At 65.0% G+C, this 15,055-nt stretch carries 18 protein-coding genes; 8 read left to right on the top strand and 10 right to left on the bottom strand.

Going from position 1 to position 15,055, the window contains the following annotated elements; all coding sequences use genetic code 11:
- Positions 1-5 precede the first annotated feature (5 nt).
- Positions 6-236 carry a hypothetical protein gene (locus HAP41_RS11845; protein ID WP_166051166.1) on the top strand — a complete coding sequence of 77 codons (231 nt, stop codon included), beginning with the start codon at positions 6-8 and terminating at the stop codon, positions 234-236.
- A gap of 72 nt (positions 237-308) precedes the next feature.
- Here the strand turns inward: HAP41_RS11845 and HAP41_RS11840 are convergent, their stop codons facing one another.
- Positions 309-641 carry a hypothetical protein gene (locus HAP41_RS11840; RefSeq protein WP_166102004.1) on the bottom strand — a complete coding sequence of 111 codons (333 nt, stop codon included), beginning with the start codon at positions 639-641 and terminating at the stop codon, positions 309-311.
- 131 nt (positions 642-772) lie between these two features.
- Positions 773-1,318 (bottom strand): DUF2147 domain-containing protein, encoded by a 546-nt coding sequence (locus HAP41_RS50225; protein WP_264302695.1) that lies wholly within the window; start codon positions 1,316-1,318, stop codon positions 773-775.
- A gap of 499 nt (positions 1,319-1,817) precedes the next feature.
- Here HAP41_RS50225 and HAP41_RS11825 point away from each other — a divergent pair, with 499 nt between their 5' ends.
- Positions 1,818-2,573, top strand: a complete 756-nt coding sequence (locus HAP41_RS11825; RefSeq protein ID WP_166102010.1) for a DUF2147 domain-containing protein — start codon at positions 1,818-1,820, stop codon at positions 2,571-2,573.
- A 314-nt stretch (positions 2,574-2,887) separates the two neighbouring features.
- On the top strand, positions 2,888-4,351 hold the full coding sequence (locus tag HAP41_RS11820) for a FecR domain-containing protein (RefSeq protein ID WP_166106077.1): 1,464 nt from the start codon (positions 2,888-2,890) through the stop codon (positions 4,349-4,351).
- A 301-nt stretch (positions 4,352-4,652) separates the two neighbouring features.
- On the opposite strand, the gene HAP41_RS11815 is transcribed toward HAP41_RS11820, so the two are convergent.
- Both HAP41_RS11815 and asd read right to left on the bottom strand, forming a co-directional pair.
- Positions 4,653-5,216 carry an NUDIX hydrolase gene (locus tag HAP41_RS11815; RefSeq protein ID WP_166102013.1) on the bottom strand — a complete coding sequence of 188 codons (564 nt, stop codon included), beginning with the start codon at positions 5,214-5,216 and terminating at the stop codon, positions 4,653-4,655.
- Positions 5,217-5,283: 67 nt separating this feature from the next.
- Complete coding sequence (gene asd / locus HAP41_RS11810) at positions 5,284-6,147, bottom strand: archaetidylserine decarboxylase (RefSeq protein WP_166102016.1); 864 nt, start codon at positions 6,145-6,147, stop codon at positions 5,284-5,286.
- Positions 6,148-6,182: 35 nt separating this feature from the next.
- Here asd and HAP41_RS11805 point away from each other — a divergent pair, with 35 nt between their 5' ends.
- Complete coding sequence (locus HAP41_RS11805) at positions 6,183-7,847, top strand: aminotransferase class III-fold pyridoxal phosphate-dependent enzyme (protein ID WP_166102022.1); 1,665 nt, start codon at positions 6,183-6,185, stop codon at positions 7,845-7,847.
- 376 nt (positions 7,848-8,223) lie between these two features.
- Here HAP41_RS11805 and HAP41_RS11800 read toward each other — a convergent pair whose 3' ends face one another.
- The 3 genes from HAP41_RS11800 to HAP41_RS11790 all read right to left on the bottom strand — a co-directional run bounded on the left by HAP41_RS11800 (position 8,224) and on the right by HAP41_RS11790 (position 10,899).
- Positions 8,224-8,883: a hypothetical protein gene (locus HAP41_RS11800; RefSeq protein WP_166102027.1), complete on the bottom strand. Its 660-nt coding sequence runs from the start codon at positions 8,881-8,883 to the stop codon at positions 8,224-8,226.
- 238 nt (positions 8,884-9,121) lie between these two features.
- Positions 9,122-9,811: a class I SAM-dependent methyltransferase gene (locus tag HAP41_RS11795; RefSeq protein ID WP_166102030.1), complete on the bottom strand. Its 690-nt coding sequence runs from the start codon at positions 9,809-9,811 to the stop codon at positions 9,122-9,124.
- 35 nt (positions 9,812-9,846) lie between these two features.
- Positions 9,847-10,899: a glycosyltransferase family 4 protein gene (locus tag HAP41_RS11790; protein WP_085405124.1), complete on the bottom strand. Its 1,053-nt coding sequence runs from the start codon at positions 10,897-10,899 to the stop codon at positions 9,847-9,849.
- Between the two features lie 275 nt (positions 10,900-11,174).
- Here HAP41_RS11790 and HAP41_RS11785 point away from each other — a divergent pair, with 275 nt between their 5' ends.
- Both HAP41_RS11785 and HAP41_RS11780 read left to right on the top strand, forming a co-directional pair.
- Positions 11,175-11,882: a L,D-transpeptidase gene (locus HAP41_RS11785; protein WP_166102033.1), complete on the top strand. Its 708-nt coding sequence runs from the start codon at positions 11,175-11,177 to the stop codon at positions 11,880-11,882.
- A gap of 110 nt (positions 11,883-11,992) precedes the next feature.
- A complete protein-coding gene (locus tag HAP41_RS11780; protein ID WP_166102038.1) occupies positions 11,993-12,412 on the top strand; it encodes a c-type cytochrome in 420 nt (139 codons plus the stop codon).
- A 13-nt stretch (positions 12,413-12,425) separates the two neighbouring features.
- Here HAP41_RS11780 and HAP41_RS11775 read toward each other — a convergent pair whose 3' ends face one another.
- Complete coding sequence (locus HAP41_RS11775; protein WP_166102041.1) at positions 12,426-12,821, bottom strand: nuclear transport factor 2 family protein; 396 nt, start codon at positions 12,819-12,821, stop codon at positions 12,426-12,428.
- 132 nt (positions 12,822-12,953) lie between these two features.
- Between HAP41_RS11775 and HAP41_RS11770 the strand changes: the two genes are divergently transcribed.
- Complete coding sequence (locus HAP41_RS11770; RefSeq protein ID WP_166102046.1) at positions 12,954-13,433, top strand: Lrp/AsnC family transcriptional regulator; 480 nt, start codon at positions 12,954-12,956, stop codon at positions 13,431-13,433.
- 2 nt (positions 13,434-13,435) lie between these two features.
- Positions 13,436-13,933 carry a GNAT family N-acetyltransferase gene (locus HAP41_RS11765; RefSeq protein WP_166102049.1) on the top strand — a complete coding sequence of 166 codons (498 nt, stop codon included), beginning with the start codon at positions 13,436-13,438 and terminating at the stop codon, positions 13,931-13,933.
- Here the strand turns inward: HAP41_RS11765 and HAP41_RS11760 are convergent.
- Both HAP41_RS11760 and HAP41_RS11755 read right to left on the bottom strand, forming a co-directional pair.
- Positions 13,927-14,223: a hypothetical protein gene (locus HAP41_RS11760; protein ID WP_085405128.1), complete on the bottom strand. Its 297-nt coding sequence runs from the start codon at positions 14,221-14,223 to the stop codon at positions 13,927-13,929. The genes HAP41_RS11765 and HAP41_RS11760 overlap by 7 nt on opposite strands.
- Complete coding sequence (locus tag HAP41_RS11755) at positions 14,216-15,010, bottom strand: DUF899 domain-containing protein (protein WP_166102054.1); 795 nt, start codon at positions 15,008-15,010, stop codon at positions 14,216-14,218. The genes HAP41_RS11760 and HAP41_RS11755 overlap by 8 nt, the downstream gene beginning before the upstream one ends.
- Between the last annotated feature and the right edge of the window lie 45 nt (positions 15,011-15,055).

Below are 15,055 nucleotides of genomic sequence, written 5' to 3'. Positions count from 1 at the left end.
TCAACGTGTTGATTTCAGTGTTCTTTAACCATACCGGCGCGCCCGCGCATGCGCCGTCCGGCAGCAGCGGAAGCAAGGCTGACTTTTTCGGAGAGAGACTCTCTGTTAACCATGATGCCGCTCGCACGGGGGACAACAGCGGGAGCGACCTTATGACGTTCGCCGGGAGACTGAGCGTTATCACCGCGTACCTCGCCATGGCCTTTGTCGGCGCCATCGTGCTCGGCATGATCTAGAGACATCACCGACCGCATCACGGGCTTGCCTGGCGGCGCCGGATCATCCGGCCGTCGGGCCTATTGCCGTGCTCAGAAATTCGAGCAGGACGATCCCGTGACGCCGCCGATCTTGAAGTCGTGACAGACGAGACCGGGATTGTCAGGATCGGGATAGCCGTCGTCCTTCTCGCGAACCGTATGACTGAAGCGCCAGCCCCGCGTGCGCATGCAGCGCTTGTATTGCGCTGAGGTCACCTTGCCGTTCTGCGGCGCACCGAGTTGCGCATCGCAGAACGCGCTGTCGACATGCACCGCATCGTCGCCGCGCTGCCGCTTCAGCATGTTGTTCCAGATGTCGGTGTCGGCGTGGGCCGGGATCGCGCTGCCGATCAGCAGCGCGGCGATGAGGCCGAGACGTTTCATGTTGGCTGTCCTTGCATGCGTCGTCAGCCATCGGTCGCGCGCAAGCGAGAAGCAGGTTCGGTGCGGGACGATTACAAATTGGACAGGGGCAAACTGCCACCCTCCCCTGGAGGGGGAGGGTAAGAGAAACGCTACGACCTTGCCCCCCACTGCCGCGATGTCGTGATCACCTTCTGCTGCCGCTCCTCGACGCGCGTCCAGTCGTTGCCGGAGCACCAGAAGTGGCCGAGCGCGCAGGCTTCGACGCGAAGCCTGCCGGAAGCCGTCAGCGTCATCGTCCCATAATAGGTGCTGCCGCTGGAACGGCTGTAGATGCTGCCGGTCCAGGAATCGTGCGTTTTCGGCTTCATGTTGACGAGCACGCTTTCGCCCCGGCTCGAGGCTTCGGTCAACGCATAGCCGCACAGCGCGGCGCCGCAGCGTTCGATGCGAACCATGCCCTTCGCGCCTGGGCTCTCCCATTCGCCGAGCGGCGAATAAGCCGGCTCGTCATCGCTGCGCTGGGCGATCGATGAAGTCTCGTCGGGCCTCGGAGCGACGGCCGTCGCCTCCATGCGCGGCGGATCGAGCAGGACCGTCTTCGGCGGATCCGTGCGCGGCAGCTCAACTCTCGGCGGGCTCGGCGGCTCGAGTCTTGGCGGCGGCAGGACAACAGGCTGCGATGTGGTCGCGGCCATGACAGGAGCCGGCGGCACTGGCGGTGCCACGACGACGGCCGCTGGCGCAGGCCTGACCGGAGCTGCCGGACACGCCGGTTGCGACGGCGCGACCGCGGGCGACGGAGCAGGTGTCGTGTCGACGTCGTTCGTCGGCCGGAACCTGCGATTGGATGAAACCGACACACAGGAAACAGACCGGCAAGTCCGCGGCGCCTCGACATGAAACCGGTGGCCGCCGATCGAGAAGGTGTAGGAACCGGCTTGGGCCGACGACGCCATCGCCGCCAAAGCGATCAATGTGCCAAGCGATGTCGCAAGCCGCTTCATCGGCGCCTCCCTCTGTGTCGCGACGAGGTTACGCGGGACGACCCACCGCTGAATGTGCGCTGCCTCACCCAGCCGACGCGGTCCGTTGTGACATCCATCACAGAAGGCGGGACAGGCTCGGCCTAGGGTCGAACCACGCTCCATCCACCAGCGACACCTGTTCAGACCGGCACAATTTTCGGAGGTTGTCATGAACAAGCTCACCATCGCCGCCACCGCGCTTTTCCTCGCTTCGACCGCCGCTGCGCATGCCGGCAACTCGATTGCGTTCCAGATCGAAGGCCAGCACATCCGCATCGAGACGCCGCGCAACTGCGCCTCGCTCGATTGCGTGACGATCGTCGCACCGGGCCTGTCGGACAAGCCGATCAAACTGAACAACATCAACCTCAAGGGCCTCGGCGGCTCCAAGGACGACGACGACACCACGCCAGCTCCGTCCACGACGACCGCAAAGCCGGCGCCGGCTCCGGTGCAGCAGCAGCCCGTGCAACAGGCGCCGCTGCAGGCGACCGCGCCGGCCGCGCCTGCTGTCGCCGCCCCCGCGGCTCCCGCCACGATTGTTGCCGCCGCTCCGGCCGCCGGCTACGACAACACGGCGCCGGTCGCGATTGCTCCCGCGCCCGCTCCGGCGCCGGTTGCTGCCGCGCCCGTGCAAGCCGCCAATACGCCGATCGGCGTCTGGGCGACCGAAGAGAACAAGGGCAATGTCCGCGTCGAACAGTGCGGCGCCAATCTCTGCGGTTACGCCGTCAAGTCCAACGAGCGCATCCTGATCAACATGAAGCCCGACGGCGCGAAGTGGAGCGGCCGCATCCACGATCCCGACTCCGGCCGCAACTACGACTCCACGATCGCGATGAAGGGCCCGAATGCGATGCGCGTGCAGGGCTGCGCCTTCGGCGGCATGTTCTGCGGCGGCCAGACCTGGAAGCGTGTCAGCTGACACCGGAGGTGTCATCCTCGACAGGTGCACAATGATCGTCATGCCCGGGCTTGTCCCGCCTGCGCGGCCGAAGCCGCTTCGGCGAGGCGAAGGCCCGGGCATCCACGTTCTCGGTAGCGCGCGTTAAGACGTGGATGGCCGGGACAAGCCCCGCCATGACGCAGTAGAGAGGGCCGAGCTCATTCGCTCGTATCGCAGGTCGTTTGAACGTCCGCCCCATCCATGCGACACATGTTCATCCGCCATTCAGCTAACCCCGGCTGATATCGGCCGATCTCGCCTCGCGCTCTCACCGGGACTTCCTCGTGACATCAATGGTGGCTTGGCGCCGCTTCGTCTTCGCGCTTCCGTTGCTGGCGTTGCCGCTGGCCGGCGCGAGCGTGGCGCTCGCATCCGATGCAATCGAGCTTGCGCAGGCCCAGCCCCAGGCGCAGCCAAATCCCGCCCCCTCCCCGACGCCGTCGGCTTCACCTGCGCCTGCCACGGACGCGCAACCTGCCGCCATCGAGCCGATCGGCAACGTCGCGACCGTGACGGGGATCGCGACCGTGGTCCGCGACAAGAACTCTTATCCGCTGCGCGTGCGCGACGACATCTATCTCAACGACGTCGTGCAGACCTCGTCGAACTCCTCGCTCGGCATCACCTTCAACGACGCCACCACGTTCAACCTCTCCGCCAGCGCGAAGATCACCATCGACAATTACGTCTATGAGGACGGCGGCAAGCAAAATTCGGCGATCTTCGACATCGGCAAGGGCACCGTTGCCTTCGTTGCGGCAGCCGTGGCGAAGACCGGCGACATGAAGATCGCAACGCCGACCGCAACGCTCGGCATCCGGGGCACCACCGGCGTCGTCGACGTTCCCGAAGGCGCGACGGCCAGTGCTGCGAACAACGTCAACATCAAGCTCTATCCCGACGCCGACGGCCGGGTCGGCCACATCGAGGTCAACGACCGCACCAGCGGCACGCGACTCGGCGCGCTGACGCAGGCCGCAAGCGGTTTTGCGATCCGCCCAGGCGCCGGCAGCGCAGGCGGCATGCGCTTTGCCGCCGTGCCAATCACGATCGCCCCGCAGCAGATCGCGCGCGACCGCGGCTTCGTCAGCCAGGTGCATCTGGCGCAGACCACCGGCCGGCAGATCGTCACCGAGCAGCGCGACTTCCGCCGCGCCAATCCGGCCGCGATCAGCCGCATTCCGCGGCCGACCCAGCCTCCGCAGCAGCAGCAATTGCGGCCGACGACAGCGCCCGGCCAGCAGCCGCAGCGCCCGAACGGCCAGCCTGGCCGGAACAACCGTCCGGGTCAGCAGCAGCCGGGCACGCCAGGCCGCCAGGGCGCGCAGCCGCCGCAGCGGCAAGGACAAGGCGGCGCCGTGCAGCCGAGCGCGCCGCGCGCGGGCCAGGGGCAGCAGCAGCGAGGCCAGCAACCACAGGGCCAGCAGCAACCAGGTCAGCAGCAAGGTGCGGGACAGCCGGCAGGTGCGCCGCGTACCGGACAAGGCACGCAGCCCGGCGGCGCGTTGCAGACGCAGCCACAGCGAAACGGACAGACCCCGGCGCAGCCCGGCGGAGTCGCGCCGTCACAGCCGGGCACGGCGCCGCAGCCGCAAACGCCCCGCACCGGATTGCAGCCGGGCCAGCCGCCCGCGGCTCAGCAGCCAGGCGGCATCCAGCGCCAGGGCGGATTCCAGCAGCGCCTCCCCGCCGCGCAACGTCCCGCAGCACCGCGCAGACCGGCGCCCGCTCCGAAGGAGAAGAAAGAGCGGCGGTGAACGGTGCCTCCCCTCACCCTGAGGAGCTTGCGAAGCAAGCATCTCGAAGGGCGAGGCCACAGTCGGGCCGCATGGTTCGAGACGCGCGACGCGCGCTCCTCACCATGAGGGTCGACGTCGAGTGCGCGGCCCTCTCCTCCGTCATTGCGAGCGAAGCGAAGCAATCCAGAATCTTTCCGCTGAGGGACTCTGGATTGCTTCGCTGCGCTCGCAATGACGACTTGGAGGGAACTAAGGCTCCCACAAACTTGCTAGCTCGCGGATTTTTCCAAACTCGCGAGCAGAGCAGCGTGAAGACAACTCACGCTTCGCCGCGCAGCCAGGCCTTCACCTTCTGCAACAGGCCATGACGCAGTTCGTCGACTGAGGCGGCTTCAGCTGGTGTCAGGGGTTGCAAAGCTATATCGATGTCGTCGGTTGCTGGCGCCGGCTCGGGCACCGGCGTAGGCGCCAGTCCGGCCGCTGCGAGCGCGATCGGACCGACCTGCACCAGGAATGCCCGCTCATATTCGCGCGACAGGCGCGCGAGCGCATCCTCCAGCGTCAGCCAGTCGACCGCCTTGATGTCGTTCATCAGCTTGCGAACGGGACCGCCCTCGGCCTCCATGCGCCAGAAATGCACGACCTTGGAGCGCCCTCCCGACTGGTAGACGAGCGTGCCGAGGAATTCGTGGATGGCCACATCGTGGCCGGTCTCTTCCAGCACCTCGCGGTGCGCGGCTTCCTTCGGCGTCTCGCCGTCGTCGAGCTTGCCCTTGGGCAAAACCCATTCGTTGCGCTTGCGCTGGCGCACGACCGCAACCAGCGGCGGTGCGCCACGCCGCAGCACAATACCACCCGCCGCCATCACCGGCGCCCGCGCCATCACAAGATTCCGTGTCGATCCAATCGGCCCGCCGACGATATAGGCTGCCGACGCGGCGGATTGAAGGCTAGTTCTTCTTCAACAGCGCTTGACCTGCGCGAATGCGGGTGCCCTCGCCGATGCCGTCGCAGAAGTTGAAATCACCGGGCGCCAGGATGATGATGGTGGAGCCGTGCTCGAACCAGCCGAGCTCCTCGCCCTTGGTCACGTTGACGTCGCAGGGGAAATTGACCGGCCCGCGGGTCTGCGCGTTCAGCACCATGTCGAGGAAGTGCAGGCGGATGCTCGCGACCAGGATCGCGGCGACCGGCACCAGCGTCACGGCTTCGCCAGTCGACAAATGCGTGCGGATCACCGCGCGCTCGTTCTTGCAGAACAGACGCTCGACCCGCTTCAGCGCGATCGGGTTGACGTTCCAGACGTCGCCATGGATCAGCGTGACGCGTTCGATATGCGCATCATATGGCGCATAGAAGCGGTGATACATGCTCGATGTCAGCCGCAACGTGACGAAGCTTCCGTTACGGTGCTGGTCGACCAGCGCTGAATCACCGAGCAGGTCGAGCAGCGAATAGGGCGCGCCCTTGACCTGGAACAGCTCGGTGTCGGCGATCCGGCCATGGGCGCCGACAATGCCATCCGAAGGGCTGGCGACAATGGAAGGGTCGGGATCAAAGGGACGCAGCCCCGGCTTGAGCTCCCGGGTGAAGCAGTCGTGCAGACTCTTGAAGTGGGTCTTGCGTGCCTCCGACAGATCGAGGTCGGAGAACAGCTTCCACAGCGCGATCGAGAAGTCCCTGACGAGCGGGTTCTCGATCTTGGAGAACCGGCCCATGAAGCGGGTCAGGGCCGCGCGGGGGATGCGGTTGGTCAACAGGAAGTTGAGGTCTTCCTGCTGGGTGAAAGAGGCGATGAGGGCTTTGACTGTCATGAATCTGTCAGCTCGCAGTATTAGCGCTTGTTGTCATGGAAACGACACTCCCGATTCTCTCATTTTCCGTGGCCGCCGCAGCGTCCGCTGCCGCCGCCTTCCCGAAGCTCAAGGCGCGGATCGAGCTCTCCCGCGCCAAGCACCGGTCGCTCGCCGGACACTCCAAGATGTCGCGCCGGGTGGCAAAGCTGCTCCCGTTCTACGAGTTCGAGGGCGACAAGTATTTCGGCTGCGACGGCGCGCCTGATAACGTAGTGCAGCAGCGCAAGGACGCCTTCTTCCGCCTCGCCAGCCTTTACGCCGAGCGCTACCCCAAGGGCCGCGCGATGACGAAGGAAGCGGCGGAAAAGATCTCCGACCTGCACTTCACCGAAACCTACCGCGTGCCGTTCCAGTTCTCGCGCCTCGTCCGCGAGCATCTGGGCACCTCGACCTTCATGGAATCGTCCAGCGGCGTCACCGTCACGGATTTCGACGGCAACACCTCCTACGACCTCACCGGATCCTACGGCGTCAACATCTTCGGCAACGACTTCTACAAGGAGTGCATCGAGGGCTCGGAGAAGCGCGCGCATGCACTCGGACCCGTGCTCGGCCCCTACCATCCCGTTATCCTCGAGAACGTGCAACGGCTCTGCCAGATCTCGGGCCTCGACGAAGTCTCGTTCCACATGTCCGGCACCGAGGCAGTCATGCAGGCGGTGCGGCTTGCGCGCTACCACACCAAGCGCACGCATCTCGTCCGTTTCGCCGGCGCTTATCACGGCTGGTGGGGCGACGTGCAGCCCGGCGTCGGCAACCCCATTCCCGCGCACGAGACCTACACCCTCGCCGAGATGTCCGAGAAGACATTGCACGTGCTGCGCACGCGCAAGGACATCGCCTGCGTGCTGGTCAATCCGTTGCAGGGCCTGCATCCGAACGGCAACGCGCCCGGCGATTCCTCGCTGGTCGATTCCTCCCGCGGCGGCAACTTTGACCGCGCGGCGTACACCGAGTGGCTGAAGAAGCTGCGCGAAGTCTGCACCGAGCGCGGCATCGCGCTGATCTTCGACGAGGTCTTCGTCGGCTTCCGTCTCGCCGCCGGCGGCGCCCAGGAGTACTTTGGCGTCAAGGCCGACATGGTGACCTACGGCAAGAGCCTTGCCGGTGGCCTGCCGGTCGGCGTCGTCTGCGGCAAACGCGAGCTGATGCGTCGCTTCCGCGACGATCGCCCCGCCGATATCTGCTTCGCCCGCGGCACCTTCAACTCGCACCCCTACGTCATGACGGCGATGGACGAGTTCTTGAGCCGGCTCGCCAGCCCGAACTTCCGTGCCATCTACGACGGCCTGGACACGACCTGGAACGGCCGCGCGCAAAAGCTCAACCAGATGATGACGGACGCCAAGCTGCCGGTGCAGTTTGCGAACTTCTCGTCGATCTGGACGGTGAAATACACCACCCCGTCCCGCTACAACTGGATGCTGCAATACTACCTTCGCGCCGAAGGCCTGTCGCTCAGCTGGGTCGGCACCGGCCGGCTGATCTTCAGCCTGAACTACACCGACGCCGATTTCACCGAGGTCGCCGAGCGCTTCGTCCGCGCGGCCGAGAAGATGAAAGCCGACGGCTTCTGGTGGCACGACGGCGTGCTCACCAACAAGAATATCAAGCGGCAGATTTTGAAAGAGATGCTGGCCAAGCGTTTTGGGCGCTGAGGCTTTCTCACTCTTAACCCTGATCACCGCCCGCCCTTCTCCCTCGCCCCGCCCTTGTCCGCCGAAGCCTTGGCGAAGGCGGATGCGGGGCCGCGACGAGCTACGCTCGCGCTGAGAGGGTCGGGGTGAGGGGGACTCTCCGCGCGCGCGGTGAGAATTAGCGAACGATCCGGAAGCAGCACCACCGCGGAGAGCCCCCCTCACCCGGCTTTGCGCTACGCGCAAAGCCGACCTCTCCCCGCAAGCGGGGCGAGGTGAAGAGAGCGCTGGGCTCCGCTGAGTCACTTTAAAGGTATCCCCAAGACGTGGATGCCCGGCACGAGGCCGGGCATGACGTAACCATCAGACATCGGAGTGTTGTGTGAGAACAGCGTGCTCAGGCGTGCTGCTCTTCGAGCGTGGGCTCGGAGATGAGGCCCAGCGTGTGCTCGGGGTTGAGGTGCAGACCGGGGTCCATCAGCTCGCCGCGCATCAGGGCGAGCGGTGCGCTACGATAGAGCATCAGGTCGTGGAAGGGATCGGTCAGGATCTTGGTCATCCAGACGAGACCGGTCTCGACGTCGCGGATGAAGAACAGGTGCACGGTGCGGAACAACAGACCGCCGCCGCCGATCACTAGCCAGATCTTGGCGACCTGCCGCATGAAATCGGTCGCGCTCGCCCAGGGCGTGAACAGGCCGAACAGCGTCGGATCGACAACCAGCACCAGCGGCGACAGCGCCCAGATCGCCATCAGCACCACTTTGCGCTGAAGGTTGTAGCCGACCTTGATGTCTTCCTTGTACTCGTGCGTCGCCTGGTTGATGTGGTCGTAATCGTGCGGCTCGAAGAAGAAGTGACCAGCCTGGCGCGAGGTCATCGAGACCAGCCAGCCGACCAGCGCCGAGATCATGGGATCGACGAACAGCCAGACAAAGGCGAAGAGAAAGCTCAGCGCGCTGACGAAGTGCAGGCTCTGATTGATGCGGCTGTGGTGATAGTAGCGATGGTCGTCCCAGCGCTGGATCCGCAGCTGCTCGAGATAATTCTTGATCATGCTCTCCCCCAAAATGCTTTCGGGTTCTGGATTTACAGGGATTCGATGTAGGCCGTGTGACATCATCATTTTGTCATGTGACGATGTGCAGCGGCGCGATGACGCACGTGTTACTCTCTCCCCTCATCCTGAGGAGCGCGGAACGCGCGTCTCGAAGGATGAAGGCCGAGCTGCATCAGCACGGGCCTTCATGGTTCGAAACGGCGCTTACGCGCCTCCTCGCCATGAGGAGTGACGGTCAGGCTGCCTTGGCGACGTCGACCTTGCGGAAGCGCACCAGCGAGAAATGGCCGAGCGGCGGAATCAGGCGGCGCTCGGCGAGCTCGATGCCGTTGGCACCGGCCAGCCACTTCGTATAACGCGACCAGGCGAACTCGGCGGTACGGAAGCCGAGCGGGCGCACCACCGGCTGGAGCCTCTGCTCGATGAAGCGGCGCATGCCGGTATCGGCGCTGACGCGGGTGAGGATGATCAGCTCGCCGCCGGGGCGCAGCACGCGGGCGAATTCGTCGAGCGCCACTTCCGGGTTCGGCACGGCGGTGACGACATATTGCGCCATCACGACGTCGAAGGAATTGTCGGGGAATTCGAGCTTCTCGGCGTCCATCACCGCGAGGCCCTCGACATTCTTCAGATTGCCCTCGGTGACGCGCTGGCGCGCCTTGTCGAGCATCGCTTCCGAAATGTCGGTGCCGAAGATGCGCAGATGCGGCGCGTAGAGCGGCAGCGAGATGCCGGTGCCGACGCCGACCTCGAGCACACGGCCCCCGATCTTGTTGGTGGCCGCGATCGCGGCCTGCCGGCCCTTGGCGAACACGCCGCCGAACACGAGATCGTAGACGGGCGCCCAGCGGTCATAGGCCTGCTCAACCGTGCCACGGGTGAGGTCGAGCTGCTGGGTACCGTCAAGGTTCATGATCTTAGCCATCGATGAGGTTCTCGCTGTGGGTCAAACGTTGCAGATCAGCCGCGCACCGGCCGCCGCGCCATGACCGGCGAGGCGCGCAGGATGCGGCTGGGCTGAAGTGAGGTGAGGTTTCCGACGAACTGCCGCGCGCTGTTTTCCCAGGAACGCTCCAGCGCGAAGTTACGGCAGGTCTCGCGCGACATGGTGAGCGCGCGGAGGCACGCGGTACGCAGATCATGGTCGATCGCGCCGATCGGATGATCGGCGATGACGTCCTTGGGGCCCGTCACCGGAAACGCCGCCACCGGCGTGCCGCAGGCGAGCGCCTCGAGTTGCACCACACCGAACGTGTCGGTCAGGCTCGGGAAGACGAAGACATCGGCGGCGGCGAGATGCGCGGTCAGATCCGCGCCCTTCTTCTCGCCGAGGAAGACGGCATCCGGATATTTCTTTTCGAGCGCCGCCTTCTGCGGGCCGTCGCCGACGACGACCTTGGTGCCGGGCAGGTCGAGCGAGAGGAACGCTTCGAGGTTCTTCTCCACCGCGACGCGGCCCATGGTCATGAAGATCGGACCCGGTAGGTCGAGCTTGGCCGGACTGTCTGGATGGAACAGCTCGGTGTTGACGCCGCGCGTCCAGAAGCCGAGTCGCTTGAAGCCGCGTTCGGAGAGCTCCTGCCGCAGCGAAGGCGTCGCCACCATGGTCATGGCGGCAGCGTCGTGGAAGTGGCGCAGCACGGCATAGCCGACGGCATCAGGGATACCGGTCCGCACCGAGACGTATTCGGGAAAACGCGTCGTGTAGGAGGTGGTGAAGGCAAGGCGGTTGCGGCGGCAATAGGCGCGCGCGGCCCAGCCGATCGGCCCCTCGGTCGCGATGTGCAAGGCTTCCGGCGCCGCCTTCTCGATCCGCCGCGCGATCTCCTTACCGCTGGGCAGCGCGATGCGCAGGCCCGGATAGGTCGGCAGCGGCCAGGACCGAAAACCGTCCGGGGTGAGGAAGTCGATCTCGACGTCGAGCGCCTTGGCCGCGTTCGCCAGCGAGGTCAGCGTCCGGACCACACCGTTAACCTGCGGATGCCAGGCGTCAGTCGCGATTAATACCCGCATGGGGAAATCCCGAGAGTTTGATGATTCTCGGCTTAGGACCATCAACCACGGATATTTCAGGCGTGTGACGTCACAGAAGTGTCGGCCCGCTGTTTTGTTGGTTAACGGGTCCGCGCCGCCACGAAACCGTCATGAAACAAATCCTTTCCGCCATGAAACCGTTTTCGGTTTTCCGCGCAAAGCTCCCGAAACGTTTTGTCGTTAGTGATTTGGGCAACGGAGCACCGAAACGGTGCCGCGGTGGTCAAGAAACACCGATCAAACAGGGGCGATCAATGATTAATCTGGACACGTTCAAGACGTATTCGCGCGCCGTTGCGCTCAGCGCCGTGGCGATCTCCGCAATCTCATTTGCCGGTCCGGCCAAGGCTGCGCCCGTGCAGCTCTTCCCGTTCTTCCAGCCGCTGCCGCCGATGGCCGCGCCGCAGCCGTACCAGCCCTATCAGGCCACGCCTTACCAGGCCGCGCCGTCCGAGGATCAGGACCCGGTCGAGATGCCGGCGCGCTTCCGCCGCCAGACCGTCTCCTATGCGACGCGTGAGGCGCCGGGCACCATCATCATCGATACGCCCAACACCTATCTCTATTACGTGCTCGGCAACGGCCAGGCCGTTCGCTACGGCATCGGCGTCGGCCGCGACGGCTTCACCTGGTCCGGCGTGCAGTCGGTGACCAAGAAGGCCGAGTGGCCGGATTGGACCCCGCCGCCGGAAATGATCGCCCGCCAGCCCTATCTGCCGCGCCACATGGCCGGCGGCCCCGGCAACCCGCTCGGCGCGCGCGCCATGTATCTCGGCGGCACCATCTACCGCATCCACGGCACCAACGCCCCCGACACGATCGGCAAGCACGTCTCGTCCGGCTGCATCCGCCTGACCAACGACGACGTCACCGACCTCTACTCCCGCGTCAACGTCGGCACCAAGGTGATCGTGCTGCCGATGACGGAACGCCGCGCGGACCTCGGCGCCGCGACGCGCTAACGCGACAGGACATTGTGACGCAAACGGCCTCGGAACCCACCGGGGCCGTTTTCGTTTGCATCATGCTCTCCGGGCGGCCTCGCTTGGAGAAGCGCTGTTCGGAGGCGCGGATGCGATCACGCCTGCAAATGTCGCCAGGTCCATGGCTGCGCTCGATCGCAGCTGCCGGCGCATTGACGCTGCTCCTGTCTGCGCCCTCGTCGCTCGCCCAGCAGCCGGCGAACGACGAGGCGGCCCAGCAGGCTTTCAACAATTCCTGTCGCACCTGCCACTCGGTGAAGGATGGCGACAATCGCCTCGGTCCCAATCTCAACAAGATCGTGGGACGCAAGGCCGGCTCGCTGCCGAACTACAACTACTCTCCGTCGATGAAGGACGCCGGCTTCGTCTGGGATCAGGACAAGATGACCCGCTTCATGGTCAAGCCGGATGAGGTCGTGTCCGGCAACAAGATGCAGCCATATGGTGGTGTCTCCGCTGACGAAGCGAGCAAGATCGTTGCTTATCTTCAGGCGGCAGGCGGGCAATAAGATTGCGGAGGCGCTACGTGCCGGTCGGCTCATACCGGCGCTCCACATGGAACGATTTCGCGGTAATGAGCCAAGTGCCCTCGATGCAGTGATACGCCAGATAATCAACGTACTGGTGCACATCGATCCGAACGCGAACCTTCACCAGTGCCTGCGCTGACGACGCCAGATCGATCAGCAATATCTCCTGAAGGCGCGGGGCATTCTTGGATTTGGGCGACGGGGTCGAAGCCAACATCGCTCTGTAGTCGCCAACGGGCAGGATCCGCAATTCGGCGTCGCGAAATCCGTGGAGTTGCGCAGTCGGCGCAAAGACGCGGTCGAACTGCGAAACATCGCTGTCGTACATCAGCGTGAAGTAACGTTCGACAGCCTCCAGCAGAGGCGCAAGGTTCGGGCTCTCGGTCATGGCTCACTCCATCAGCAGCAAAGTCGGAGCAATCCATCCCACGGAAAGCCAAGGCATGTCCTTGCGAACTGGGCTAGTCTCGGCGGCTCGGGCGCAATATTGCGCCCTTCTCGATCCCACAGGATGCGGTTCATGCCAAAATGCGAACTGGATGCGATCGACCGGCGCATCGTCACCGAACTCCAGGCCAACGCACGACTGAGCAACATCGAACTGGCGGACAAGATCGGATTGTCGCCATCACCCTGCCTGCGACGAGTGCGGCGGCTGGAGCGGGACGGCTATATCGACGGCTACCGGGCCTCCTTGCGGCGTGGCTGCCTCGGGCTCGGCTTCTCGGCCTTCCTCGGCGTCAAGATCAACGGCCATGCCAACGACCAGGCGCTGGGCTTCGAACGGACCGTTGTGGCGATGCCTGAGGTCGTTGCCTGCCACCTCGTCTCCGGCGAAGCCGACTATCTCCTCGAAATCGTCGTGCCCGAGCTCGAGGACTACCAGCGCTTCCTCGTCGACAAGCTGCTCAACCTGCCCATCGTGCGGGAGGTTCGCAGCAGCATTGCGATCCAGACACTGAAGGCCGGCGCGCCGCTGCCGCTGGCACATCTCTCATAGCCATGATCAGACTGCTCACGCCCGCCGACGCGGCTCTCTACCGTGCGATCAGGCTGGAAGCGCTCGTAACGCATCCCGAAGCTTTTGGCAGCACGTTCGCACGCGAGCAGGAAAAGCCCCTCACCTGGTTCGAGGCGCGCCTTGCAGCGTCGGACGTTTTCGGCGCCTTCGTCGCGCACGAGCTCGTCGGCGTTGCCGGCTTCCAGCGGCAGGACGGCGCGAAGACCGAGCACAAGGCTCTTCTCTGGGGCATGTATGTGCGGCCCCATGCGCGAAAATCCGGCGCGGCGCGGCGCCTTGTAGACGCGGTCGTGGCACATGCCACAGGGCAAGTTGAACAGCTTCAGCTGGCCGTCGTCAGCGAGAACGCCGCCGCCATCCGCCTCTACACCGCTGCCGGCTTTGTCGAATACGGCCGTGAGGTGAAAGCACTGAAGCACGCCGACCGATACTACGACGAAATCCTGATGGCATTGTTCCTCAACGACAGCGGTCAATGACTGACGCCATCCGTATCTCGCCGGATGGCGCCCCGCCGCTCCGAAACCAGCCTCAGCCAGGCCGCTGAATGAAACGCGCTCATCAGCAGATACATCGGCACCATCCCACTCAGCACGGAGCCGTACCCGGCGGCACACAGCATGTCCGCCGGGCCGCCGAGCACGGCCGTCAACACGGCCATGATCGCGAAGGTCGGCGTTGCCGCCAGAGCCAGCCATCTGGCGAGGTGGCGTGCGGCCACCACGCCGTCGCGGCTCGCGCCGGTGGCCACGTTGGCGGGACTAGTCACGGCCTTCCGCGGCCTCCTCGCGAAAAGCCTTCTCGCCGGCCGTCGAGATCTCGACCCACTTCTTGTCCGGCGCGGCGCCTTCCGCGTAGCTGTCGTGCCAGTTCCACCATTTGTAGGTTGGCGTCTGCGGATAGCCCTTTGGCGAGTCCTCCCAGACCTCCTGCCGGCCGAGCGGGGTGATATCGAGATAGTTCCAGGTGCCGCCCATCTGCTCGTCGCCGCGGCTCTTGACGAAATAGGTGCGGAAGATGCGGTCGCCGTCGCGGTAGAACACGTTGGTGCCGTGCCATTCGTCGACGCCAAAATCGGCGTCGAAACTGTCGGTGACGGTGACCCAGGGTATGGTCCAGCCCATCCGCTGCTTCAGCCTGATGATGTCGGCCTGGGGCGCGCGCGAGGCGAACACGAGCGTGGTGTCGCGGGCGTTCAGGTGCGAGACATGGGCGACCTGGTCGGCCACCATGGAGCAGCCCCGGCAGGCTTGATCGGGCCAGCCGAACACGCCCGGCTCGAAGAAGGCCCGGTAGACGATCAGCTGCCGCCGGCCCTGGAACAGATCCACCAGACTGATCTTGCCGCCGGGCCCCTCGAACGCATAGGTTTTGGTGACTTCCATCCACGGCATGCGCCGGCGCTCGGCGGCGAGGGCGTCGCGGGCACGGGTATGCGCCTTTTCCTTCACGAGCAGTTGCTGACGGGCGGCCTCCCAGTCCTGCGGCGACACCACCGGCGGTGTTTGCATGGCGGCCTGTCCGTTAGTTCCTGCATTGTCTGCTGATGTCATCATGGCTCTCCATTCCTCTTGTCCGGGCGGTCATTCCGCGTCGCGCTA

Source organism: Bradyrhizobium barranii subsp. apii, assembly GCF_011516635.5.
Lineage (GTDB): Bacteria > Pseudomonadota > Alphaproteobacteria > Rhizobiales > Xanthobacteraceae > Bradyrhizobium > Bradyrhizobium barranii.
This window is presented reverse-complemented; position numbering and strand designations above follow the sequence as displayed.